19 protein-coding genes are annotated in these 19,422 nt (G+C 37.0%); 1 reads left to right on the plus strand and 18 read right to left on the minus strand.

The genetic code is table 11. The features are described 5' to 3' along the window. Positions 1–20: 20 nt before the first annotated feature. The 14 genes from murG to V7108_RS05260 form a co-directional block, all read right to left on the minus strand. Positions 21–1,124, minus strand: a complete 1,104-nt coding sequence (murG, locus tag V7108_RS05195) for an undecaprenyldiphospho-muramoylpentapeptide beta-N-acetylglucosaminyltransferase (RefSeq protein WP_335519204.1) — start codon at positions 1,122–1,124, stop codon at positions 21–23. Positions 1,125–1,274: 150 nt separating this feature from the next. Next, positions 1,275–2,375, minus strand: coding sequence for a stage V sporulation protein E (gene spoVE / locus V7108_RS05200; RefSeq protein ID WP_335567494.1), 1,101 nt, complete (start codon positions 2,373–2,375; stop codon positions 1,275–1,277). Positions 2,376–2,448: 73 nt separating this feature from the next. Beyond that, complete coding sequence (gene murD / locus V7108_RS05205) at positions 2,449–3,801, minus strand: UDP-N-acetylmuramoyl-L-alanine--D-glutamate ligase (protein ID WP_335513441.1); 1,353 nt, start codon at positions 3,799–3,801, stop codon at positions 2,449–2,451. Then, entirely contained in the window at positions 3,802–4,776 is a 975-nt protein-coding gene (mraY, locus tag V7108_RS05210; protein ID WP_335513439.1) for a phospho-N-acetylmuramoyl-pentapeptide-transferase, read from the minus strand. Between the two features lies 1 nt (position 4,777). Further along, positions 4,778–5,233, minus strand: a complete 456-nt coding sequence (locus tag V7108_RS05215; protein ID WP_335567495.1) for a hypothetical protein — start codon at positions 5,231–5,233, stop codon at positions 4,778–4,780. A 2-nt stretch (positions 5,234–5,235) separates the two neighbouring features. Then, on the minus strand, positions 5,236–6,696 hold the full coding sequence (locus tag V7108_RS05220; RefSeq protein ID WP_335567496.1) for a UDP-N-acetylmuramoyl-L-alanyl-D-glutamate--2,6-diaminopimelate ligase: 1,461 nt from the start codon (positions 6,694–6,696) through the stop codon (positions 5,236–5,238). Between the two features lie 192 nt (positions 6,697–6,888). Then, positions 6,889–8,808 carry a stage V sporulation protein D gene (locus V7108_RS05225; RefSeq protein WP_335567497.1) on the minus strand — a complete coding sequence of 640 codons (1,920 nt, stop codon included), beginning with the start codon at positions 8,806–8,808 and terminating at the stop codon, positions 6,889–6,891. Positions 8,809–8,894: 86 nt separating this feature from the next. Next, a complete protein-coding gene (locus V7108_RS05230; protein WP_335513433.1) occupies positions 8,895–11,135 on the minus strand; it encodes a penicillin-binding protein in 2,241 nt (746 codons plus the stop codon). Continuing rightward, a complete protein-coding gene (gene ftsL, locus V7108_RS05235; RefSeq protein ID WP_335513431.1) occupies positions 11,132–11,491 on the minus strand; it encodes a cell division protein FtsL in 360 nt (119 codons plus the stop codon). The genes V7108_RS05230 and ftsL overlap by 4 nt, the downstream gene beginning before the upstream one ends. 34 nt (positions 11,492–11,525) lie before the next feature. Continuing rightward, positions 11,526–12,458 (minus strand): 16S rRNA (cytosine(1402)-N(4))-methyltransferase RsmH, encoded by a 933-nt coding sequence (gene rsmH, locus V7108_RS05240; RefSeq protein ID WP_335513428.1) that lies wholly within the window; start codon positions 12,456–12,458, stop codon positions 11,526–11,528. A gap of 66 nt (positions 12,459–12,524) precedes the next feature. Then, positions 12,525–12,956: a division/cell wall cluster transcriptional repressor MraZ gene (gene mraZ / locus V7108_RS05245; protein ID WP_132085910.1), complete on the minus strand. Its 432-nt coding sequence runs from the start codon at positions 12,954–12,956 to the stop codon at positions 12,525–12,527. A 191-nt stretch (positions 12,957–13,147) separates the two neighbouring features. After that, positions 13,148–14,782 carry a bacillithiol biosynthesis cysteine-adding enzyme BshC gene (gene bshC / locus V7108_RS05250; protein WP_335567498.1) on the minus strand — a complete coding sequence of 545 codons (1,635 nt, stop codon included), beginning with the start codon at positions 14,780–14,782 and terminating at the stop codon, positions 13,148–13,150. A gap of 75 nt (positions 14,783–14,857) precedes the next feature. Beyond that, positions 14,858–15,250: a DUF3397 domain-containing protein gene (locus V7108_RS05255; protein WP_335567499.1), complete on the minus strand. Its 393-nt coding sequence runs from the start codon at positions 15,248–15,250 to the stop codon at positions 14,858–14,860. Then, on the minus strand, positions 15,247–16,149 hold the full coding sequence (locus V7108_RS05260) for a 2-dehydropantoate 2-reductase (RefSeq protein WP_335567500.1): 903 nt from the start codon (positions 16,147–16,149) through the stop codon (positions 15,247–15,249). Before V7108_RS05260 ends, V7108_RS05255 begins: the two co-directional genes overlap by 4 nt. 302 nt (positions 16,150–16,451) lie before the next feature. Between V7108_RS05260 and V7108_RS05265 the strand changes: the two genes are divergently transcribed. Further along, positions 16,452–16,919, plus strand: coding sequence for an N-acetyltransferase (locus V7108_RS05265; RefSeq protein ID WP_420489083.1), 468 nt, complete (start codon positions 16,452–16,454; stop codon positions 16,917–16,919). A gap of 41 nt (positions 16,920–16,960) precedes the next feature. Here V7108_RS05265 and V7108_RS05270 read toward each other — a convergent pair whose 3' ends face one another. The 4 genes from V7108_RS05270 to V7108_RS05285 form a co-directional block, all read right to left on the minus strand. Then, positions 16,961–17,584, minus strand: a complete 624-nt coding sequence (locus tag V7108_RS05270) for an RsfA family transcriptional regulator (protein ID WP_335516213.1) — start codon at positions 17,582–17,584, stop codon at positions 16,961–16,963. Positions 17,585–17,665: 81 nt separating this feature from the next. After that, positions 17,666–18,430 carry an enoyl-CoA hydratase/isomerase family protein gene (locus V7108_RS05275; RefSeq protein WP_335567501.1) on the minus strand — a complete coding sequence of 255 codons (765 nt, stop codon included), beginning with the start codon at positions 18,428–18,430 and terminating at the stop codon, positions 17,666–17,668. Positions 18,431–18,525: 95 nt separating this feature from the next. Next, the gene (gene rpmF / locus V7108_RS05280) at positions 18,526–18,699 is read right to left on the minus strand and encodes a 50S ribosomal protein L32 (RefSeq protein ID WP_132085898.1); all 174 of its coding nucleotides are present in this window, start codon (positions 18,697–18,699) and stop codon (positions 18,526–18,528) included. Between the two features lie 84 nt (positions 18,700–18,783). After that, the gene (locus V7108_RS05285) at positions 18,784–19,311 is read right to left on the minus strand and encodes a YceD family protein (RefSeq protein WP_335516207.1); all 528 of its coding nucleotides are present in this window, start codon (positions 19,309–19,311) and stop codon (positions 18,784–18,786) included. Positions 19,312–19,422 lie beyond the last annotated feature (111 nt).

Raw genomic sequence — 19,422 nt, forward strand, 5'->3', positions numbered from 1 at the left:
ATGCTAAAAACCTTTATGGGCTACTTTTGTTTTCCTCGTACTAGCTGTTTCATAAGTTTATATAGTCTATCTGCAGAGTCTGGCACGCCCAACTTTTTTGCTTTCATTTTCATAGCATTTAGGTTTTCATCTTCTAACAGAATTTTGTCTATATGCTGAATAAGGCTTTTGCTATTTAAGTCTTTTTCAAGGAGTAATTCTGCTGCACCATGGTCACTAAGGGACCTGGCGTTTTTTTCTTGATGATTATTTGTAACATATGGACTTGGAATGAGTATACTCGGAATACCTAATGAGGTAATCTCAGCCAGTGTTGTAGCACCTGCTCGTGAAACAACTAAATCAATTCCCGCCAAAATCTCAGGCATGTTATGAATAAACGGTTTAATCACTACATTTTCCGGATTCCCAATTAGTTCCACTTCATTCTGGACATCCTTAAAATGGACATCACCAGTGATATAGAGTACTTGATATGGTTTTTCGGCAAATTCGGAAAGTCCTTTAACAACCGCATCATTTATTGGTCTTGCACCCCGGCTGCCACCGAAAATTAGTACCGCTGGCATCGTCGTACTTAAACCTGCGGAAAGTCTTCCTCTAATCCCATCTTTCCCGATGACTTCAGAAGCCCTTGGATTCCCGGTAAACTCCACTTTCCCATTTGGAAAATGTTCTCGAGCCTCCTCGAAACAAATAGCTACCTTGTTTACATATCTGCTTAAGAATTTGTTTGTTAACCCAGGCACACTATTCTGCTCGTGAACAATCGTTGGGATATTTAATTTCGAAGCTGCATAGACAACAGGCCCGCACACATACCCGCCTGTACCGATCACAATATCAGGCTTAAATTCTTTTAACATCTTTTTACTGTCCTTAACACCTTTAAAAAATCTTAAAACCGTTTTAATATTATCCAAGGATAACTTTCTCTTAAAACCGGTAATATGGATTGATTTGAATGGAATCTTCTCCCTTGGTACAATACTGCTTTCCAAGCCGTTCTTTGTCCCTATGTATAGAAATTCTGCGTTTTTATTTTCTTTTTGAATTTCTCTTATTAGTGCAAGAGCTGGATAAATATGTCCGCCAGTCCCCCCGCCGCTTACTACTATTTTCATAATTCCACCCCAAATAAAAACTAAAAGTTCATTTCTTATCCTATCTTACTATAAAATTAACAGAAGGTAATGAATGATAAAAGAATGTTATCTAATTGTAAACTTCAAATGGTAAAAAATAAAAAGAACCCTGCCTCAAAACAGGGTAATTTAGTATCTCGAATAACGGCTAATATTCAAAAGAACACCTATTGCCATTAGCATTAAGGTAAGAGAAGATCCTCCATAACTTAGGAACGGCAATGTAATTCCGGTAACAGGCATTAATCCGGTTACGACACCAATGTTTATCATTACTTGAATGGCAACCATAGAAATTATGCCAACTGCCAGGAAACTTCCATATAAGTCCGGTGCCCCTAAGGCGATGCGGATCCCCCTCCATAATAATAGTGCAAATAAGAGTATGATAAAGGAGCCGCCAATAAACCCAAGTTCTTCAGACAAAATAGCAAAGATAAAATCTGTTTGTGGTTCAGGCAAATAAAAGAACTTCTGCCTGCTTTCACCGAGTCCAAGACCGAATAATCCGCCTGGTCCAATCGCATATAGTGATTGGATGATTTGAAATCCACTTCCTAACGGGTCCTGCCAAGGATCTAAAAATGAGGTTATTCTTTTTATCCTATACGGAGCTGAAGCGACTAAGCCCACAAATCCAGCTAAACCAATTAACCCTAGTAAAGCAAAATGGCCGACTCTTGCACCCGCAATAAAAATCATAACTACACAGGTCCCAATCATAACAGTCCCTGTACCTAAATCCGGTTGGAGCATAATTAAAGCAAATGCGATAAACACTAGACCTAATGAAGGAACCAGCCCTTGCCTAAAGGAGGTTATGAGTTTCTGTCTCTCAGATAGAAACTTAGCTAAAAAGGCAATCATCGCAAGCTTCATGAACTCTGATGGCTGGATGGAAAAAGCACCTACTCCAATCCAGCTTCGTGAGCCATTTCGGACATTTCCCACCCCAGGGATAAGTACAAGTATGAGTAAAACAAAACAAACAATTAATATAACCTTAGACCACTCTCTCCATGTCCAATAATTAATGTTCATAATAAAAAACATTGCTGCTATCCCAACACCAGCAAAAAGGGTTTGTCTCTTAGCAAAGAAGAAGGAGTCATCAAATTTATATTCTGCCCAAATCGCACTGGCACTATAAACCATGATAAGCCCTACTGCCAATAGTGTAAATGTAACTAGTAATAATATGAAATCAGGAGTTGTTCTCTTTGTCGGCACACCTAACACCTCGAGTAGCAAGTTTTAGGGCCTATGCTGCGTAAATTAGGTTTAACCCTAGTTGTACAAGCCCTTACTTAAGCTTATGCACCGCTTCGATAAAAATGTCTCCCCTGACTTCAAAAGTTTTATATTGATCCCAACTTGCACAAGCAGGAGATAACAAAATCACGTCGCCTGGCTCCGAATATTGAAAAGCAACAGGCACGGCCTTTTCAACATTATCGACAGAGGTTATTTGTTTTATTCCTGCCTCTCTTCCTACACGTTGAATTTTAGGCGAGGTTTGGCCAAAGGTTATTAATGCTTTTACATTTTTCAAATATGGCAGTAGTTCATCAAATTCATTTCCACGATCAAGTCCTCCAGCCAGCAGAATGATTGGAGCCTTAAAGGCCTGTAATGCATTAACCGTCGCTAGAATATTTGTTGCCTTTGAATCATTATAAAATTTTCTATCAACTACGTCTGAAACATATTGGAGCCGATGTTTTACACCCGTAAACGTTCTAAGAACAGTCTGAATCGCTTCATTCCTAACTCCGCTTAACTTTGCGGCAGCCATTGCAGATAAGATATTTTCTAAATTATGGACCCCAGGCAGGGCGATTTCGTCCACTGACATTACTTTTTCACCATTAAAACAGATCCAGTCTTCGTTAATATAAGCACCATCACGAAGTACTTGTTTGGTTGAAAATGGAATAAGTGCAGCTTGGGATTGCATTGCAATTTCCAGCACATCCTGCTGATCAGCATTATAAATAAAGTAATCTGCTTCCGTCTGATTTTTGGTAATATTGGCTTTTGCATTAAAATACTCATTCCGGGTTCCGTGATAATCTAAATGGGCATCATAAAGATTTGTAATTACTGCTATTTTAGGTTTAAAGGTGTCAATCCCCATTAATTGAAATGAAGATAATTCAATAACAATATGATTATCTTTAGTCGCCTCTTGGGCTACACCTGAGGCTACAGTCCCAATATTCCCAGCAATTAAAGGATTTTGCTTACCTTCACGCAGCATTTCAAATACAAGTGTTGTCGTGGTTGTTTTGCCGTTTGTCCCTGTTATTCCTATAAAAGGTGCTTCCGAAATTTGATAGGCAAGCTCCACCTCTGTTAATACTGGTATTCCTTTCTTAAGAGCACCTTCAACAATTGGATTTTGATAAGGAATTCCTGGATTTTTAACGATAAGTTCGAAACCTTCATCGAGAAGTTCAACAGGATGTTCGCCACAAATGACCTTTATCCCTTGTTCCAATAACCCTTGAGCTTCAGGATTTTCAGATAATGATTTTTTATCATTTACCGTTACAAATGCACCAAGCTTATGTAATAGTGCTGCTGCTGTTACCCCGCTTTTTGCCAATCCTAGGACTAGAATTTTTTTATGAAGATACGTTTCAATCTGCTTCAATTATAACCACACCTCAATATAGATACCTAGTATCGCTAATAGTAAACCAACGCTCCAAAACGTTACGACAACTTTCCATTCTGACCAGCCAAGTAATTCATAATGGTGATGGAGTGGACTCATTCGAAATATTCTTTTTCCTGTTGTTTTAAACGAAATGACCTGTAATATCACCGACAGTGTTTCTATAACAAAGACTCCACCAATAATCACTAACAATAACTCTAACTTTGTTAGGATGGCAATGGTTGCAATCGCTCCACCAAGAGCTAGTGAGCCGGTATCACCCATAAAAACTTTTGCAGGATGGGCATTGAAAACGAGGAAGCCTAAAACAGCTCCTGCTACAGCAACAGAAAAAATAGCAACTTCCATCTGCGATTGGTTCCAAGCTAAGACTGCATATGCACCAAATGCAATAGCCGCTGTCCCAGAAACTAAACCATCCAGACCATCTGTTAAATTGACTGCATTAGAAAATCCAACCAGCCAAAATACAATAAAAAAGACAAAAAACCAGCCTAATTCTAAAGAGTAACCAGTACCTGGGACTGAAATATCCGTTGGATACCCGTTTTGTTTATAAACAAGATAAAAAATAACCGAAATAATAATCTGCCCTAATAACTTTTGTCTAGATGTTAAACCTAAATTACGTTTTAACGCAACCTTGATGAAATCATCTAAAAAACCAAGTAATCCAAACCCAAAAGTGACAAGAATAAGTAAATATGTTTTAACAGTCGGTTCCGAAAACTTACCTGTCATCACTAGAGTGGTAATAATAATTGAAAATAAAATCATGATTCCGCCCATCGTTGGTGTACCCGTTTTTACTTGATGGGATTTGGGACCTTCCTCCCGAATGCTTTGTCCAAATTTCAACCTTCGCAAGAAGGGAATAAAAAATGGAGAAAGAAGAACCGTGATAAGAAATCCCATTAAAATTGTGAAAAAAATAACTTGCTCCAGCATTTTATCCCCTCCTCTCATCATTGTTATTCGTATTTTTCATTGACAGATTTTCCAACATTACAGCTATATCATATGTTTCTTTATTTTCTTTGAGAAGTTTTTTATTTAAAAATACGAATTTGGTCACATTCATGTCCTTAACTTTATCTCCATCAATTTTTTTAAAGTAAAATCGCAGTAACTCACCTGCTGCATTTAGAGGGGTTTCCGTAAAAAAGATCGGAAAATGATTAGGTGTATACCTAGGTACAGGTTTTTCTTTATCCCAAATAGCTGCAACAGCTCCGTTGGTGATTGCGTCTAATAGTTCACCTGAATCATCACTTAACGGTATAAACAAACCTCGCGGCTGATCTTCAGCCGCACTGTCAGTAACCGTCATATAAAAATGATCCGCCTCTCTTACCCCCTTAAAATCAGAGAGTAATGCTACTAAATCATTAAACATTAAATACATTTCTATCTCCCCTCGATAGCTTCCCGAGCAACCACCCGGTCATCAAAATCATAAACATTATCGCCAATAATCTGGTACGTTTCGTGACCTTTACCTGCAATTAAGATCACATCTCCGGCAGCTGCTTGGTTTATAGCAGTTACAATAGCTTCTTTTCGATCAGGAATGGTAATATAGCTTTTTCCTGCTACGCCGTCTTTCATTTCTTTTAGAATTGCTAATGGATCTTCACTTCTAGGATTATCCGAGGTAAATATTGGATCCGAAGCATACTGGCAAGAAATTGCCGCCATTAAAGGACGTTTGGTTTTATCTCTGTCTCCACCGCAGCCTACAATGACAAAAATCCTTTTAGTAGCAAAACTCTGTATAGTTTTCAATACATTTTCCAAGCTATCTGGTGTGTGGGCGTAATCAACAATTACCGTAAAATCTTGACCAGCATTTACCAATTCAAATCTTCCATCTACTCCTTTAACACTCTCAATAGATTGAATTATTGCTTCCATTGGTATGTTTGAAATAAATGCAGCTGCGACGCTGGCCAACACATTATAAATACTAAACTTTCCGATTAACTGCATATTAATGAAATATCTCTTATCTTTCATTGCTATTTCAAAAGTCGTCCCGGCTGAAGTTATTTGAATATTTCTAGCCTGGAAATCTGCTTCATTGTCAATTCCATAGGTAACAACATGAGCTGCTGTCGATTTCTGATAAAGTTCAGAAGCCGCATCATCAGCATTTAAGACGGCAAACTTAGGTTTATCAGCGTCAAATGTATTTCCTAACTGAGAAAACAATAAGCTTTTTGCATGCCTATAGTCCTCCATGGTTTTATGATAGTCTAAATGATCTTGGGTAAGGTTGGTAAAAACGGCTATATCGTAGTCACAACCATGCACTCTCCCCAAATGCAGAGCATGCGATGAAACCTCCATGATAGCTGTATCAACACCATTTTCAAGCATTTGGTGGAATCTTTTTTGTAGGACCAGGCTCTCTGGAGTTGTATTTTTCGTTTCAATCTTCAAATTGCCGATTTTTGTATACATGGTTCCAATTAACCCTGTAGTTCTGTTTGCATCAGATAATATTTTTTCAATAAGATGACTGGTGGTTGTCTTTCCATTCGTACCGGTTATACCAATTAATTGCAGTTTTTTAGTGGGATGATTATAAAAAGTATTCGCAAGTACTGCCATAGCTCTAGTTGTATCTTTAACGATAATGACTGGCACAGAAAGAGCGAGTGGCTTTTCTGCAAGAACTGCCGCGGCACCATTTTTCACTGCTGAATCAGCAAAATCATGGCCATCAACCGTATATCCTTTTATACAAATAAATAAGCTTCCCACTTGCACCTTACGATTGTCGTTTTCAATCGAAGTAATTTCAGGATTCGCCCCTTGATAAGGAACGAGCAGGTGCAATGGTTGAAGTAATTCCTGTAGTTTCATATTCTCAAATCCTCTCTTGCCGTTAAAAAATGACCATTTTTTACATAAAAAAATAACCTCATAAAAGATTCACCTTATTTTACAGCAAATCACAATAGAATGCTATTATCCTTGAAATTCTGCTTCTTTTTTTTTCAAAGAAACAGGCGGCGGAAATTATTCCGGCCGCCTGAATCTAATTCTTTTAACTATTTATTCATCTTTATCAAAATAAAGTCTAATGGTTGAACCTTCTTTTACTTTTGAACCAGCTTCAGGAGACTGTCTTACGACTATATTACCTTCACCACTAGCATCAATTTTAAGATTCAACAGTTGTTCTGTGATTTCTAACTTGGTTAAACCCGTTAAATCAGGCAGTGTAATCAATGGCTTATCAGGCCATTTGATTTCTTTTTCAATTTGATCTTTCCGAGGTTCTACCCCCAATGCCATGAGTCCATCCTTCATAATACTTCCGACAATTGGAGCAGCTACTGTTCCACCGAAAATAAGTCCACCTTTAGGATTATCAACCGCAACATATACTATAATTTGAGGATCATCTGCCGGAGCAAATCCCATAAACGAAACAATAAAGTTATTTTCTAAATATCTGCCGTTTTGAGCTTTTTGAGCTGTTCCTGTTTTTCCCCCGATTCGATAGGAATCAACAAATGCCCTAAACCCTGAACCTTGAGCGACTACAGTCTCAAGCGCATGACGGATTTCTTTCGACGTTTCCTCAGAAATTACTTTTCTTTTTGCAACTGGAGTATTTCTCATCACTACTTCCTTGGTAACTGGGTCAATTAATTCTTGTGCTATATATGGCTTATAAAGTGTCCCGCCATTAACCGCAGCTGCAACTGCTGCAACCTGTTGAATTGGAGTCACTGATACCCCTTGACCAAAAGCAGTGGTTGCTAATTCTACAGGACCAACTCGATCTAAATTAAACAAAATCCCTGAGCCTTCGCCCGCTAAATCAATCCCTGTTTTCTGTCCAAAGCCAAATTCTTTTATATATTTGAACAAGGTATCTTTCCCTAATCTTTGTCCCAATTCCACAAAACCTGGGTTACATGAATTTTGCACGACTTCCAAGAAGGTTTGACTTCCGTGACCGCCTCTTTTCCAGCATTTCAATCTTGCTCCGGCAACTTCTACTGAACCTGAATCATGGAAATGTTCCTTTTCTAAATTAACTTTTCCTTCCTCTAAAGCAGCCGCCAAAGTGATGATTTTAAAAGTCGAACCAGGCTCATAGCTTGACCATACGGGGAGGTTTCTATTGTATACCTCTTGTGGAACGTTTCGAAATTCAGCTGGATCAAAGGTAGGGCGACTGGACATCCCTAATATTTTCCCATTATTCGGATCCATTGCAATTGCTATGATTCCATCAGGATTATAGGTTGCCTGAGCAATATCCAGCTCTCTCTCCATAATGGTTTGAATTCTTGTATCAATCGTAAGCTTTAAATCAAGTCCATCAACTGGATGTTCATAATCGTCAGCCATATCATCCATTCTTTCTCCTTTAGCGTTGGCATAAAACTTAACCGAACCTCTTTCACCGCTCAGTTCTTTATCATAATAAAGTTCTAATCCCATTAAACCCTGGTTGTCTACCCCAGAAAATCCTAGAACATGAGACAGATAGCTGCCGAATGGATAATGCCTTTTTGAGTCTTCGCCGATATATACCCCTTCAAGCCCTAAGGCTCTAATTTCCTTAGCTTTTTCATGAGAAATCTTTCTTCCTTCTTTTATCCTGATAATGGATTGACCTTGGGTAATTTGTCGATAAACATTTTCCTTTGGAGTATTTAATGCCTTAGAAAGTTCCTCGGAAGTTCCAGCAGGATCCTTAATCTGTCTTGGTACAACATATACGGTTGGAGCACTTATATTTGTAGCTAAAGGCACACCATTACGGTCTATTATCTCGCCGCGTTCAGGTTCGAACGGTATATTTCTGCTCCACAAACCCTTAGCTTGACCAGTCAACTTATCACCCAGCACAAACTGTACATAACCAAGTCGGACATCAATAATTAGAAAAACTAAAATTCCAACGAATAGTGCAATCATTAACCTTTTACGGACAGTTACATTTGAAACACGCATAAAATGAACGAGCCTCCTTTATCCTACTCGTTCATTTATATGCTTGTACCTATTTTATTAGAACAGTACAGAGTTAGTTCTAATCCTTACCCACCCAGCGGAACCGTTTCAGTTTCCTCAACAGATTTATCGGTATTTTCTTCGGATTCTATTTGTTCTAATTCCATCTTTCTTCTTTCTTCCGGGGTTTTTAAATCTACAATTAAAAACTTCCCTTTGCTTAAGGCAGATCCTTCTTCAATATTTTGCTTTACAACATAACCACTACCTGTAGAACTTAGTTTCACTCCCGATATTTTTGCCACCTTCATTACGTCTCTTAAGGACCATCCAGTCATATCAGGGGCAATTAAATTACCTTCTGTTTGGATAATTATTTTTTCACCTTCAAGGACATTGGTACCCGCCGCTGGAAGCTGACCCATCACTTTTGATCCATTCCCTAAAACAACTGCCTCTAGTTTTTGCTCCTCAAGTTTTTTTACAGTTTCCGTTACAACTTGATTCGATAAATTAGCTAATTTTGTTGTAGTGGCCTTTTCTTGTTGTGAAGGCTGAATATTTAAATACTGCAGACTATTTTTCATTACAGGATTAAAAACCATTGAAACTGGTATTGACCCCATTGAATAGTGGTCTATCTCTGGCTGTTGAACAGCAACATATACAACTAACTTAGGATCATCTGCAGGAGCCATACCTAAGAATGAGAATATATAATCTTTTTGTCCAACTAAATAACCACCCTTTGGATCAGGAATACTTGCAGTCCCTGTTTTCCCAGCAACACTATATCCATCTATTTGATAGCGGTTCCCTGTGCCCGTTTTTTCGTTAGAGACTACAGTTTCCAGTATATCTAGGACTTGTTTTGCTGTATCCGCTGAAATAGGTGAGGAAACCACCTCTGGTGTAACATCACTAATTACTTCTCCAGTGTCGTGATTGACGATTTTATCGATTACTTGAGGCTTCATCATTTTCCCATTATTTGCAATCGCTGTTGCCGCCTGAATTTGCTGAATGGGTGTTATCGCTGTACCTTGTCCATATGAGGTTGTTGCTTTCTCAATCGGCCAGGTATATTGGATTTTACCAGAGGTTTCATTCGGAAGGTCGATACCGGTCGCTTGATCCAATCCAAATTTTGTTAAATATTCACGGAACTTTTCAAAACCGATTTTTTCATTGGCAAGTTTTGCAAACGCTACGTTGGATGAGCGCTGAACACCCTCAAGATAGGAAATGCTTCCCCAGCCAGATCTATTATGATCATGTATTGCATTATCTTTTGAAGTTACCCTATAGGAGCCAGACTGGAAAAATTCATTGGGGTCAAATTTATTTTCTTCAATCGCTGCTGCAAGGGTAAAAATCTTCATCGTTGAACCAGGTTCAAATGAAGTTTCGATTGCTTCATTATGCCAACTGTTATTTATACCTTCTTTTGTTTTAGGATGAAAGGAAGGTCTTTGACCCATCGCTAATATATCCCCTGTTTTAGGATCAGCCACAATGGCAATGATTTTTTTCGGTTTATATTCCTCAACCACTTTGTTCATGGCGTCTTCTAGGAATGTTTGGATCTTTTTATCTATCGTTAGGTAGACATCATTTCCGTTTTGAGCAGGCGTAACCTTCTGTTCTCCATTCGGAAGCAAATATCCCCATAAATCACTTTCATAATTAATTTTTCCGTCCTTACCTGTCAACTCTTTGTTTAATGTCTTCTCAATTCCCATTTTTCCGACGTAATTATAACTTCCATCCTCCTCATCCACTCTGTCAGCATAACCAACTAGGTGAGAGGCAAAGATTCCATTCGGATAAAATCTTTTTGAATCACGTTTAAACGTAATGCCAGGAAGCTTTAGGGCCTCTATCTCTTTCTTCGTTTGGTGAGATATATCTCTTCCTGCTTTACCGAATTCGACCTGAAACTGATCCTTCGTCAAAATGTCGTAAATCTCGGATTCTTTCATTTCCAGAAACTTTGCTAATTCTTTAGCGGTTTTTTTGATGTCTACCACATGATTAGGCTTTTTGGGATTTGTTGTCATCTTTTTATCAAGGATTGCAATCAGGGTATAAGCGGTTGTATCCTCAGAAATAACTTCCCCTTTTCGGTCATAAATCACACCTCTAGTTGCATCCATCGTCCCTGTCCTGCTATATTTTTGCTCAGCTTTTGCCGCAAGCGGCTGTGATCCGACTTCGCCTGTAATTTGAATTGAAAAGTATCTAAGAAGCAATATAAAAAAGAGCAGGCCGAATACTACAAATAGTCCAGCTGCTCCGAAATTCATATGTGGCTGTTTTTGGCTCATTTCTCGTGCACAACCTTGACGTTATTTTCGTTTATGACAAGCCCCAATTGTTTAGCCTTTTCCCAAATCCGCTCATACGTACTTAGTTCGCTAACTTGTACCTTCAAATCATTGTTTATCTTTTCTTGTTCCTTAATAGTCGTTTGAACTTCCTGTATTTCCTTATTTACCTGGTAAATTTCTGCTTGATTCGAGATGAGGTGGACGGCACCAAAACAAATCAACCCTGTAAATACGATACCTATTATTTTCTCCCCAGGTGTAAGCCAGTGCTTTTTTGTTTTTACAATACTTTGTTCCTGTATTGTCCGTTCTACTTGTTGCTGTTGCTGAAATTTCCTGGCAAGATTGCTCATTCTTTCCCCTCCACATCATTTTTTTGATTTCTATTTATAATTTTTCCGCGATTCTTAGCTTTGCAGATCGAGCACGATTATTATGTTCCAGCTCTTCTTCTGATGGAAGAATAGGCTTTCTAGTAATTAACTTCATAATAGGCTTAAATTCTTCTGGAATAATGGGTAAACCCGGAGGTAAATTTGGTGTTTCACTTGCCTTCTTAAAAGTAGCCTTACATATCCGGTCTTCTAAAGAGTGAAAAGTAATAACGCTAATTCTTCCTTCTGGATTTAGAATATCAATCGCTTTTTGCAATGACTTTTCAAATACTGCTAATTCATCATTCACTGCAATTCTTACCGCTTGAAAGACCCTTTTTGCCGGATGCCCGCCCTTCCTTCTAGCAGGTGCCGGAATTCCTTCTTTGATAAGTTCTACTAGCTCAAATGTTGTTTCAATTGGCTTACTTTCTCTTCTTGCCTCTATTTTGCGTGCAATTTGTTTAGAGAATTTCTCTTCTCCATAGCGAAAAAAGATTCTCACTAAATCTTCGTAGGACCAATGGTTAATAACATCGTAGGCTGAAATATCCGCATCATTGTCCATTCTCATGTCCAGAGGCGCGTCATGATGGTAACTGAAGCCTCTTTCTGGAGTATCTAATTGCGGTGATGAAACACCAAGATCATAAAGGACGCCATCGACTTTTTCGATTCCAAGCTTTTCAAGTTCTTCCTCAAGATATAAGAAATTGCTTTTGATTATTGTAAGTTGCTCACCATAGACGGACAATTTCTCTTTTGCATTGGCAATAGCTATTTCGTCTTGATCGAAGGCAAACAATTTTCCATTTTCAGTAAGTTTTGAAAGTATTAGGGAACTGTGACCAGCACCGCCTAATGTACAATCAACATAAATGCCATCTGGTTTAATATTTAATCCATTAACAGCTTCATCTAATAACACAGTTGTATGTTCAAACATCATTAATCACCTTTTCCAATCGAACGATAAAATATGAGTTATAGTTATAATAGAATAACTTGTCCATTATATATCAAAACCAATCATATTTTCTGCAATTTCAGCAAAAGAATCTTCGGACTCTGAGAAATAGTCTTCCCAAATCTGTTTGCTCCAAATTTCAATTCGATTGGATACTCCTAAAACTACACATTCTTTTTCTAGTTTTGCATACTGAAGTAATGGGGCAGGGATATTGATTCTTCCTTGTTTATCTAGTTCGCTTTCTGTTGCGCCAGAGAAGAAGAATCGGGTAAATGCACGAGCATCTTTTTTTGTCAGAGGAAGACCTTTCAGTTTTTCTTCAATCAGTGCCCACTCTGATAATGGGTAACCAAATAGACATTGATCCAACCCGCGGGTGATGATGAACATCTCTCCAAGATCATCGCGGAATTTGGACGGCACGATCATCCGGCCTTTATTATCAATGCTATGATGGTATTCACCCATAAACATACCCGGTACCCCCACTTTCTATATAAAATGTACCACATTCCCCCACTTTCCTCCACCTATTTTTTAATAATTCTTGTTTACTCCCCCAAATCCTTTTTTATCCAGTAATTTTCTTTTTAAAAAAAGGAAAAACTTCACCCCTGGTGAAGTTCCTCAAAAAAAAAAGAAACTTCACCCCTCGTGAAGTTCCTCTATAATTTTATTACTTTGTGTTTGCCATCAAACTCAAATTCAAGTTCCATTAATTCCTTAATAAAACTCGTTCCATACTTATTTAGATAAAGGAAAATATTCCATACGCGTTCTTGTGGAAAACCATCCGGACGTAATGCTAAATCAATACGGTTAAACTTACTTAGAATCACATCAAACCTTGATTGCACGGATAATTCAAGCTTCGTTTCCATGAATCCAATTTGCTTTAGAAGGAAGTTTTCATTTTTCTTCAGAAGTGGCAGTAAACTTCTATCCACTTGATTTGTTTTCACTTCAATATGCTCATATTGATTTTGTATTTGTGACTTAAGTGTAGAAAAAAGCTCAGAAATTTCTCGATCTTTAATAGTTTCAAGATAATGCTCCTTTTCCTTGCCACTTCCCCGGCTCAAAACATCTGAAAGTTCTAATTTCAACTCATTTAGGTCACTATCTATGGCTCTCTCCAACAAGGTTATATTTAATCTCGGTACTATAGGCGGCATTTTAATTTTAAAATGCTCAAACACAAGCTTTAATTCAGCCCAATAAGAAATCTCACCTGGTCCGGCAATAAAAGCAAGTGTCGGGAAAAGCCATTCTTGCATTAATGGCCGAGTCACCACATTGTTACTTAGTTTACCAGGGTCTTGAAAGGCAATTTCAATTAATTCTTCTTTTGAGAAGGAAACAGCTCCACTTTTCCCCACAAAACGATTGCTTTCTAAATCAAATTCAAGCAAAATTCGTTCATTTAACTTTGGATGGTAATAAAACAAGTTTGCTGCCTTCTCATTTGAATCGATTGTAATCGGAAATCCATTCTTCCCTATGACATCTTGCTGTTCTAACAAATAATTCGTAATTTCTTTATGTTGTTCAATTTGATGTGAAAAATTTGCCTTTTGTAAAAGACGGAAATTACGGTCACCTGAATCCACAATTAATAAGCCATAATCTTTGAATAGCTCCATCACCATATGAGCAAAAAAATCAACAAAAGTAGCTGATTTCAAAATTGCATTATCCGCAAAGTTTATTAGCTCTTTGGTATGATTGGTCTCGCCTAAATTTTCAATTAAATTATTCACCCATATCTGACAAACTTCTTTATTAAGGGGAATATCCGACACCATTTTCTTTTGTTTAACCCTTTCTGGGTAAGTCCGTTTGTCAACTTTTTGCTCAATTGGAATAAACACATGATTCACTTCATCATAGTCATGGTCCTCTCCTGCTATCCAAAATACAGGGATGACGGGTACTCCAAGCTGCTTCTCTTTTTCTTCGGCTAATTTAATAATGGATATGATTTTATGTATTGAATAAAGGGGGCCGGTAAGAATACCTGCTTGTTGACCGCCAATGACCACAACACTATTTGATTGCTTTAGCTTAGCTAGTGAATTATGAACTGCTTCTGTTAATGGAAAACGTTCCATATATTTCTCAATATGATCAGCTACTTTTTCGCGAGGAAAGTGTCGATTGCTTAATTCATCTAACCTTTTTTGATCTTCGGCAAAGTCATTGAACCGATAATGGAAAAAAGGCAGAATATCTGGAGATTGTTGTAAATAATTTGAAGCAAACCGATTTGTTGCTGATAAAGAGAGATTCAAAATCTCCATTTACGTACTTCCTTTCTAATCAACTTCATTCCATATGAGTATAGCATCAACCCTCCTAATAAAAAAAATCTTTGCTTAAGAAAATGTAAAAGTTAATGCACTTCGAAGTATTCCAAAAATCATCAGCGAAATATAGGTCAAGAAAAAAACTAAGAAATTAAATCTCCAAAATCCTTTAAAAACCTTAGTAAATTCAATTTCACCTTTTACTTTCCAATTTATAAGTACAAAAACCATTGCAATGATTATTAATACTAAAAAAATTAACCAAAAAAAAGATTTTTCCCAAATGGTTATCAATAAAAAATGGACAGCAAATATAAATAAAACAGTAGAATAGTCCAGTGCCTTATGAAATGACTTTTTCGTATTCTTTGTAATCAGCTTATATATTATATAAATGATTAAAAAACCGAGTAGAGGAATAGTTAAGAAAATCGTGATGATGGATGAAATAAATGAATTCAATTAACTCTCCTCCTGTGTTCTTTCCCTTTAATCAACAGATAATAAGTTTTAATATTACTCGCATTCTTTTTTTGGATTGCAGCTTCATCTAATAAAAATCCAAGTATTGCATCAATTTCTGTCTTACTTCCTGCCTCAATATCCTTTAGCATCGACGACCGATTAGCAGCTGTTTTTTTACAAATTCTAATCATATCCCTAAACTTTCGAATAGGATTTTGAAGATTAAGTACATAGGAGATTTCAAGAAATAGTTTCTTCACAGCCGCAAAATAATGAGGATTAGAAATTAATTCGCCATTTTCAACTTGCAAGATTGCTGTTAAAGGATTAATGACAGCATTGGCAATTAGTTTATTTATCAACATCTCATAATAATCTTCTTGCATATTTATTTGAAAATTGACGGAAGCACCAGCTTCACTAAACTCTTTTAATCTAAAAGAATCTCCTTTGAATAAGGCTACATTGATAGAGCCTTCACCATTATGACGAACAGTATAAGAATTAATCTTACTGGCTCCATGCTCAACGGAACCAACAAAAATATTGGGTACAGGAATACTTTCTAGATATTTTAAGTGTCCCATTCCATTTTGTAAAAATAATAGGTTTTGAGGAAAGGAATCGAATTTATGTAATAGATCCAAAATAGATGGAAGTTGATATTGTTTTACCGCTATTATGGTTAAATCTTCTTTTCCAGTCCACTTTGATATAGGGAATGCCGTAACGTTAACTCTTTTTTCCTTCAATTCTTTTTGGAGAAGAATTCCCTTTTTATTGATCTCTTCTGCTTGTTCAAACGTCCTCGTATAGATCCTTATAGGAAAAGAATTGTTTAAATAAGACGCGAATAATAATCCAACCGATCCGGCTCCGATAATACCAATTTCCATAATATCCACCCATAATTGTCCTTTTTATAGATATTTTAGCAGATACTTTCTCTTGAAAGTTAAATTATTCAAAAAAAATAGAACCCGTTTCACAAATATCGAAACAATAAGTTCTGAGACCCCTCCCAAAATATAAAACGCTTTCTTGCTAATATATAAAGAATTTTTTGTATGTTTGTTATATAATAATATTAATTCATTTTGAATAATTAGAAATTTTTATTCCAATTCATATTATTCAGTATTAAATGAATATATACAGATGATAAGATAATCATTTTTTTAGGGAGGCATATATCGTAATGAAAGTTCAAAGATTAAAAGTAAATTTTAAAACTCTAGAGGAATTTAAAAAATTTAAGGAATATGGAATTCAAGAGCTTTCTATGATTGAGGATTTAGAAGCAAATATGGTTGATAATGATAGTGACTCACCATTTTACGGAATATATTTCGGAGACAAACTAGTAGCACGTATGAGTTTATATCAAACAGAGGCGAAGTTTGATCGTTATTTCTATCCTCCACAGAATTATTTAGAAATATGGAAACTTGAAGTATTACCAGATTACCAAGGCAAAGGATATGGTAAAACGCTTGTGGAATATGCCAAAAGCTTAGGTCTTCCAATTAAAACGAACCCTAGAGTACAATCTAGAAGCTTTTGGGAGAAAATGAACTTTACAAATGTAGAATACGATATGGAACGTGACCGTGGCGAGAACCCGCTTGTTTGGTATCCTGAAGGTGTAGAAGCACAACACAATTAAATCCTGAACAAAGTAAAAGCGGACATAATGTCCGCTTTTTACTATTTCTCTATTCTTTCTAGATTACCGTTTTTATCCATTTGAAATTTTACCTTTTGCTGTCTATCTTCTTCTTGTAAGACAACCATTTTTCGTGCTCTTTCCATAATTTCAATTAAAGAACTGTAATCCTCTTCAATCGCTTTTAAATTTTTTGATAATCTTTCATTTTCTGCTGCAAGCGAATAAGCTTGCTTTTCAAGATCTTTTAATTTTTGAATAGTTTTTTCCTTTGCTTCTTCAATAGCTGTTGCAGCAGAAGCCCTCTGATTAAGGTTTTCTAAAAAGTGAAGAACAGCTTGGAATGTTATTCCTTCACTTGCAGCGGAGTTGACTGCAGGTTCTTCATTTACTAACTCTTCTTTTGGATAATCTCTTTCAGATGGTATACTTTGTTTTTTTAATTCTTTACGCTGTTTTTTGGCCAGATCGATACCTGATTTATATTGCTTCCTAACAAATGAGTTCCAGCGGAATCCGCAGGCCGCAGATGTTCGCGAAAGTTGTTTTCCAACTTCCTCAAATGCTTGCAGCTGTGTCCCACCCTCTCGAATATGTCTTAACACAACTTCAGCAAGCAATAAATCTTCATCTTGGGACCATGCATCTTGGCGAGTTGGCGACATTTACTATCCCTCCTAGTGTTTTTATTCATACATATGCATCTACTAGAAAAGATAGACTGATTACAGTTTGTCTTTTATTCCTTAATCCTGTGTTTTTTTACTAATAAAGCTTTTCACATATTTATGATGTGACTCACTTTCCCATAGTACACTGCAATTCCGGACTTCTTCTTCTATTCTTTCTCTAAGCCGGCTTTCTTCCCACTTTCTAATCCACATCATTTTATATGATTCTAATACCTTTAAATCAATGGTTAATAGCTTCTCCAAATAGTCCTCGCACGCAGCGATTGGGCTGGAGGAATAAATATGATCTATATAACCCACTTCTTGTAAAAATTCAACGGAATGAATTTCAGCTTCCATCAATAGCTTCATGCTGCTTCCAACTGGTAGTTTTTCAGCCAAAATCGTGCCTCCGCCCCAGCCAGTAGTTATAGCCTGTTTCCCTTGTACAAAGCCCGCTTTGATACCTTCTCTTGCCAAACGAAAATCGCAAGCAGCAGCTAGTTCGCACCCACCGCCAACTGTCGTACCATTTATTAGCGCAATGGTGGGTTTCTTTAGTATTAGAAGCGAATAAAGAATTTTTGACATATTGGATAGCATTACATATGCCTCTTCTTTTGTTTCAAGCTGATGAAATACGGTTAAGTCTCCACCCGAACAAAAAGCATTGTCCCCTTCCCCAGTAATTACAAGTGCTTTTACACCAGGGTCCTCTGCCATTGATATAGCCTCCATTAATCCTTCCATTACCTGATAATTAATTGCATTTCTCTTTTCGCTACGAGTTATAGTGAACAATAAATAACCCATATCCTGTTTTTCAATGGTATATGACAAGCGGTTTCCCTCCTATTGGTACTGTATTATGTATTTTTTTTGAAACGACAAAAGCACAAGGGCATGTTGCTCCTTGTGCTTTATCCAAATGGAAATTAGTCGTTAACAACTTCTTTTCCTTTGTAAGTACCGCAAGCTTTACAAACACGGTGGCTAAGTTTCATTTCACCACAGTTTGGGCAACTTACCATACCAGGTACGTTTAGTTTAAAATGTGTACGACGTTTTCTTTTAACAGTTTTAGAAGTCCTTCTAAAAGGTACAGCCATTCTTCCCACCTCCTTAAAGAGTATTAAGAAAGTAATGAAGGCCAGGAATGCTGGGTCTTCACTTTGCTTCTTGTTTTTTGCTGATTATGATTCGGAAGAAGAATTGTTTTTGTCAAAAAACTTTGCAAGACCTGCTAGTCTTGGATCAATCTTCTTAGATTGTTCTTGATCATGAACAACTTCCCAGTCCTTACCGGATTGTGGAGCAGCATCTTCATGATTAACATCATCGCAGAAAACCTGCATTGGAACTTCTAGTAAAAGGATTTCTTTAATGACTGGCATTAAATCAATTACATCCCCTTTTACTTGATATACTTCCTCGTCAGTTTCATAAACTGAACCTTGTAAAAGGAAAGTTTCAGTTGTTTCGACATTAATCGGAAGTTTTACATCCACTAAAGTACGAGAACAAGGCAGGATTAAATGACCTTCTATTTTCAAATGAAATGTCACTTTCGTTGAATCAATATCTCCCCGACCGGTAATATGCATCGGTGATACGTCACGAATCGATGGATCCGTTTCTCTAATTTCATCAACTCGAATGGTATCATCTATCAGAAAATCCTTGTTTCGATGTTTTTGTAATTGGCTTAATGTCCATTTCAATTGAATCACCCCAAGGCAACAAAGGTAATTATAGCCTTCGATTAAATTTTTGTCAATGTTTTTTCTTTACACCCAAAATAGTGATTTTTCATTTTGCGATTTTACTAAAAA

Source organism: Neobacillus vireti, from assembly GCF_036962345.1.
Lineage (GTDB): Bacteria > Bacillota > Bacilli > Bacillales > Cytobacillaceae > Neobacillus > Neobacillus vireti_A.